Below are 5063 nucleotides of genomic sequence, written 5' to 3'. Positions count from 1 at the left end.
TTATCCTCTACCCAACAAAACACCCAAATGATAAAATCTTGTTGTGACATAGCCTTTTGTTCCTTTATTTCTCTTTGTTTGTCAACTTAAAGTTATAAAGGAGCGGCTATGTCATTTCAACTCACCATAAAAGTCGAGCATCGCGTTAATTTATTCATCGGTGGCTGCGGAGCATGTTTCAACAGGGCGCGGTGAACCTCCTGATGAATGCCGTGCGCCAATGCAATCAGATTATTTAAATTGATTTCGCATTCACCTTTGGCTTTTTTGGTAATGAACGTGAACAGTGAAATACCCAAACCTGCACGATATAGCGCCTGTTTTAGTGAGATAGGTTTATTACTCATGGTATGCCCCCTGACGTAATGCGAAGATCAAAGAGGACATATTAGCCAGCCGCTGAGTGCCGGATGCAATTAAGAATGTAAATTTAAGGCGAGTTTGGTTAGACTGTGTATCAGCCATAGCATTAGCTCCGATAATGTTGTGGTTAAACGCCCTACATGTGTTGCGATCACTGTGGGGCGTTGTTCTATTAGGCTCTACCGTGGTAAGGTGTGTACCTAATGTATATAATACTATTCTGATAGGTACACACATGTCAACAGTCAAAAGAGATAAAAGCCCTAAGGGTGAAGGCAAAGCTCCGGCTTTCCAAATACGTATGCAGCCTGAATTTAAGAAACAATTATCAGAATTAGCCAAAAATGAAGGCATGAGTCTGGGAAACTGGTTTAAGGATCTAGCCCGTAAGGAATTACAATCACGGGGAATTGAACCCAAAGGCTGAACCGCCCAGAAATAAACCCAGTTATTGATTAATCCTCTCAAAGAAGAAATTATCTCAAATTGGTGACTCCTTAAACAAAAGGAGTCCTTATAGTTAATAGCCGCCATCACATCCCTTTATCCCAAAAAATCAGACTATTTTTAGAGTGAGTTAGGCCGCTGCCAATTAAGGCAGTTAATTTTTCCATCACGCTATTATTTAATTAGTGGCTTTGCGGCTATACGGGTTATTTATATTTTCTACTGTGGGCGGATTGCGTACCCAATGGAGCAGGTCACTAAGTAGCCAAGCACAAGAATTGCGGCCTAATGGCTTACGGGCAGGGAAACGGCCTTCATTTTCCAATTTCCATGCTGACGTTCTGGAAATAGAGGTGATGTGCTGACGTTCCTTTTCACGTATCAGACGATCATAAGGTTCGCCATACTCGGAAAGAATAGCACGGCGTTCTTCAGGTGTAGGAATGCTGTATTGGATAGTCATGTTACCCCCACTGTTTAATTGTTTTTGTGAGGGTATTTTACTTAAATGGAATCATTACAGAAGAAAGCAACTTTGTTACGTATATATTACAATTGCCCTGCTTATCATCAAATCAAATACCCATTACTGAGCTGATTTTAATATAACCACATTCTCATAATTACCTGCCAACACATCCAGCCGCTCACACCACTTGTTTAAAGCGTCCAGCTTCTCTGGTAGGTATTGGCTCCTGTTATAAATTGCCATTACTCCCGGCAAAGAGTGTCCTAATAGCTGCTCAACAATATGAGGTGCTATTCCCATATCATTTAACTTCGTCGCAAATGTTCGTCTTAAATCGTGTAACGTCCATGCTTCGGAATGTTCAAATCTTTTCCATAAGTTACGACCAAATTGAGAAATAGCTTCTGGCTTTTTCAATTCGCCTAATAAATAGCCGCTATTTTTATTCAGATTATATAATTCAGTTATAAACTCCCTGATATAAATAGGGATTGGACGAATTATTTTTTCATCTGTTTTCGTGTGCTCTCTTGGTACTGTCCAAAGCCAATTATCAAAATCCCATTCTTTCCATTCTGATAATCTGGCCTCATGGGAACGGCAGTCAAAAATAACCAGTGCTCTCAGTAAATAGTTATAATAGGGAATATGCTTATCTTCGTTTATCGATTCCCATAATTGCCCTAGTTCTTTATCAGTTAATACCCTATCTCTCTTATTTTGCTTTTTACCAACATCAGGAATAGTTAAATCATCAAGAGCATTACTTATTGCATATCTTCTAACCCTGCAAAATTTCAATGCCTGCTTACACATTTGAAATATATAGCCAGTAGCTACAGGGGATTCGTTTCTCGCACGGTCAAAACACTTTAGCCAATAACGAGTTCCACAATCACTTAAAGCCATCTCACCTATATAGGGGTAAATGTGTTTCTCAAGCTGCGCTATATGACGAATAACATTAACTCTGTTATCTCTGGCATAATTGTCAATCCAGTACTCCAAAGCATCTCGAACTGTGACGGGTTTAAGCGATTCTTGAAGCTCAAGATTTAATTGTAATTTTGGATCTTTTCCTAATGCTAACCAGTTACGGCATTTATCTCGTAGCTCTCTAGCTGCCTTTAGACTCATATCGGGATAGCGCCCTAACGTTAAACGGTTTAATTTCTTACCATCCAGCCTGTATGTAAAAACCCAGCTAACGCCACCGATTACAGATACTTTAGCACTAAGCCCCGCGCCATCTGCTACAAACTCAATTTTAGGCACTGGTTTTCCATAAAGCGCCTTAACCTTTTTATCACTTAGCTTATTCAGTTCATTAGCCATGATCACCCAAAATATTTATACAAATGTTTATACACAGTTTGTTGTAAAAGTGGGTAAACGTCAATAAACACTGAAACAATATACAGTATATAATTTAATTATCACTTTGATTTTATTTGAATTTAAAACAATACTTGATAGCATGAGAACTTAAAAACTGAAAATACGGCATGAACTGATCCTAGTCTTAGATCATGTTGTTAAATCGGCACTTTTTACTATGTAGAAAGTGCCTTTTTACTTAGAATTACCCCACTGATTACCCCACCGAAAAATCCTCAGCACAAAAACTCACAGAACAACATGAGTACCAAAGAAAAATAAGAATTAGATGTGTCATAGAGGTCAGTACACCAAACATTCCAACCTTGTGAAAAGTTACGATGTATTTCGTCTGGAAGCATTGAGATGAAAGTTACAGATGTTTCTACCAGTGAGAAGATACCCCGTTACGGCTATCTTCCCGATGATTTTCAAATGGAACTAATTATTTTTATGATTTATCCCGAACCTTGCGTTCAATCAATTCACCATACGAATCAAAATAACGACTGGGCCAGATTTCAGAAGGATGTATTTCGAGATAGTTAGCAATAATCCATTCGCCTTTAGGCCACGGTCTGCTGAGAGTATTAAACCTTGACCATTGGATTTTGCCAATGGCGGGGCTACTTTAACTGATTGGTTTATCTGGTTCAATAAGCGAACCAGTATAAACGCTTAACTTTTTGCGGTAATGACTCAACATTCAAATCATTAATACATATAATAACAACCGGAAATCAAAATTAACTTTCTTTAAATAGATAAAGTTATGATGAGTTATTTTCAAACAAAATATCTATTGAAAACGTTCAAACCGGAATTAATCACTATGAGAAAAATGTGGAAATTATTACCCATTATATTTATTTTATTTTATTTTTGCCGTTTAAAACACTCGCTAAAGTCAGTTTGGAACGACAACAAGTTCCAAAACATGCACTCTCTATTAAAATCCCAAAGGGATTTACTTTGATGGACGAAAAATCCAAAAGATTAAAATATCCATCAATGAGAGATAGTAATGAAAAAGTTATTTTTACCGATGAGCGAGGAAAAGTTAACATCATAATTAGCGCTGAAACTGTATCTATGCTTCCAGAACAATTAGATATGTTTACAGATTCTTTAGTAAAAATGATGCCAAACTACCAACCATTACTCCAAAAAGTGACTGTAGATGGAAAAGATGCTCGGATAATAGATTTTATATCAAGTGCAATGGATACAGACATTCATAATAAAATGTTAACTACATCATTTAATGGTAAAGCAGTAATTGTTTCATTTAATACAACTGTTGATGAGTGGGAACAGTACAAAGATGTGAGCACTGATATATTGTTATCTCTAAAATTTGAATAAATTAAATTTTTATTATTAAATTAGATAACTGAATTAAAGGAGCGATCTGAACTAGTTTTGCTCCTTTTGTTTTTTTAATTAACTAAACCCCACCAAAACTATCCAATCGCCGCTGTTGTCCTGTACTCAAAGTAAATGCAAACTCTTCATGCTCTGCTTGCCATGTGCCAAAACTCATCAGGAACGCAATCGCAGGGTCAGCTTTATTCGCCAATTTCTTTTTATTCGGTTTGATATTGGCGTTCGCATCCGTTTCCCCCATCCACGGCGTTTCGCCCTGACACCAGATATTAAAGCGTTTGGTGAGCATTTCCGTCCATTGTGAGGGAATGCCCCGCGCTTTCTGGATAGTGTCATGCAAAGCGGCGCTGTCCACGGAGATATTCAGATTGGGATTGGCCTTTATCCAAAGAGCTTCATTATCAATTTCGTTTTCGTCGTCCAGATCGTGAATCCCCGTGGGCTACGGCTGCGCCACCGACCGAAACAAGCTGTTTATATTCGTTGCTGCGTGTGGTCTTAATCGTACAGATTCAGCGCATGACAGACTCACCAGCCAATTGCTGCATGATTTGCTTGTTCAGTTCAGGGATAACGGTATAGCCACCGTCTGCGGGGATGCTTGTAGACAGGGAACGAGCTTCACCAGTCAGGATATAGTAGCGTAGTTCGTCATTATTGAGTGTTTTACTGGCAGGCTGGTTCTTTGCCTGATTGCGTTCTTCATCAGATAAAGTCTCATAACGGGCAATTTCCGTATTCAGGTTATCGGATTAGCTGCGCAGCTCGTCGAACTGTTTGGCTTCATCAGCATTGAGTGAACGCTTTTCGTTTTCAGCTTTGGTGAGAAGCGAACCCATTTGTTGAGTTAAATCGGATTTTTGTTGGCGTAATTCGAGTAATTTTTTCATGATATTTCTATAATTAATTTATTTTTTCAGTAAGTAAAAATCCGCCTTCATAGAAGGCGGCTTTGATTTCGCCCCAGAGGGGCGTTACTAGTTCAGACTCTGAGAGCCTTCACTTCACATCCCTTTTAACG

The 5063-nt window shown here is 38.6% G+C and carries 6 protein-coding genes and 3 pseudogenes; 2 read left to right on the top strand and 7 right to left on the bottom strand.

Annotated elements, in window-relative coordinates:
- Positions 1–116 precede the first annotated feature (116 nt).
- Together Xets_RS12935 and Xets_RS12930 are read right to left on the bottom strand one after the other, a co-directional pair.
- A complete protein-coding gene (locus tag Xets_RS12935; protein WP_187651809.1) occupies positions 117–347 on the bottom strand; it encodes a hypothetical protein in 231 nt (76 codons plus the stop codon).
- Positions 340–465, bottom strand: coding sequence for a hypothetical protein (locus Xets_RS12930; RefSeq protein ID WP_255430630.1), 126 nt, complete (start codon positions 463–465; stop codon positions 340–342). The genes Xets_RS12935 and Xets_RS12930 overlap by 8 nt, the downstream gene beginning before the upstream one ends.
- A gap of 133 nt (positions 466–598) precedes the next feature.
- Here Xets_RS12930 and Xets_RS12925 point away from each other — a divergent pair, with 133 nt between their 5' ends.
- Positions 599–790 (top strand): hypothetical protein, encoded by a 192-nt coding sequence (locus tag Xets_RS12925; protein ID WP_038194249.1) that lies wholly within the window; start codon positions 599–601, stop codon positions 788–790.
- A 198-nt stretch (positions 791–988) separates the two neighbouring features.
- Here Xets_RS12925 and Xets_RS12920 read toward each other — a convergent pair whose 3' ends face one another.
- The 3 genes and pseudogenes from Xets_RS12920 to Xets_RS12910 all read right to left on the bottom strand — a co-directional run.
- Positions 989–1273 carry an AlpA family transcriptional regulator gene (locus Xets_RS12920; protein ID WP_038216727.1) on the bottom strand — a complete coding sequence of 95 codons (285 nt, stop codon included), beginning with the start codon at positions 1271–1273 and terminating at the stop codon, positions 989–991.
- Between the two features lie 123 nt (positions 1274–1396).
- Positions 1397–2614 (bottom strand): site-specific integrase, encoded by a 1218-nt coding sequence (locus Xets_RS12915; protein WP_187651808.1) that lies wholly within the window; start codon positions 2612–2614, stop codon positions 1397–1399.
- Positions 2615–3107: 493 nt separating this feature from the next.
- Positions 3108–3248 (bottom strand): annotated as a pseudogene (locus Xets_RS12910) (helix-turn-helix domain-containing protein); the annotation flags it as partial.
- A 251-nt stretch (positions 3249–3499) separates the two neighbouring features.
- Here Xets_RS12910 and Xets_RS12905 point away from each other — a divergent pair.
- Positions 3500–4021 (top strand): hypothetical protein, encoded by a 522-nt coding sequence (locus Xets_RS12905; protein ID WP_244208644.1) that lies wholly within the window; start codon positions 3500–3502, stop codon positions 4019–4021.
- Positions 4022–4103: 82 nt separating this feature from the next.
- On the opposite strand, the pseudogene Xets_RS12900 reads toward Xets_RS12905, so the two are convergent.
- Both Xets_RS12900 and Xets_RS12895 read right to left on the bottom strand, forming a co-directional pair.
- Positions 4104–4475, bottom strand: a pseudogene (locus tag Xets_RS12900) (terminase TerL endonuclease subunit); the annotation flags it as partial.
- Positions 4459–4932, bottom strand: a pseudogene (locus tag Xets_RS12895) (phage major capsid protein); the annotation flags it as partial. The pseudogenes Xets_RS12895 and Xets_RS12900, both read right to left, overlap by 17 nt.
- Between the last annotated feature and the right edge of the window lie 131 nt (positions 4933–5063).

The organism is Xenorhabdus sp. TS4 (assembly GCF_014467265.1).
Taxonomy (GTDB): Bacteria; Pseudomonadota; Gammaproteobacteria; order Enterobacterales; family Enterobacteriaceae; genus Xenorhabdus; species Xenorhabdus ehlersii.
Note: the sequence above shows the minus strand (reverse complement) of the source record. Positions and strands in the feature narration are given on the sequence as shown.

What these genes read in the sequence shown, in the direction of transcription:
- Xets_RS12935 (WP_187651809.1), bottom strand. Translation starts at nt 347, where the DNA reads ATGAGTAATAAACCTATCTCACTAAAACAGGCGCTATATCGTGCAGGT.
- Xets_RS12915 (WP_187651808.1), bottom strand. Translation starts at nt 2,614, where the DNA reads ATGGCTAATGAACTGAATAAGCTAAGTGATAAAAAGGTTAAGGCGCTT.
- Xets_RS12920 (WP_038216727.1), bottom strand. Translation starts at nt 1,273, where the DNA reads ATGACTATCCAATACAGCATTCCTACACCTGAAGAACGCCGTGCTATT.
- Xets_RS12925 (WP_038194249.1), top strand. Translation starts at nt 599, where the DNA reads ATGTCAACAGTCAAAAGAGATAAAAGCCCTAAGGGTGAAGGCAAAGCT.
- Xets_RS12930 (WP_255430630.1), bottom strand. Translation starts at nt 465, where the DNA reads ATGGCTGATACACAGTCTAACCAAACTCGCCTTAAATTTACATTCTTA.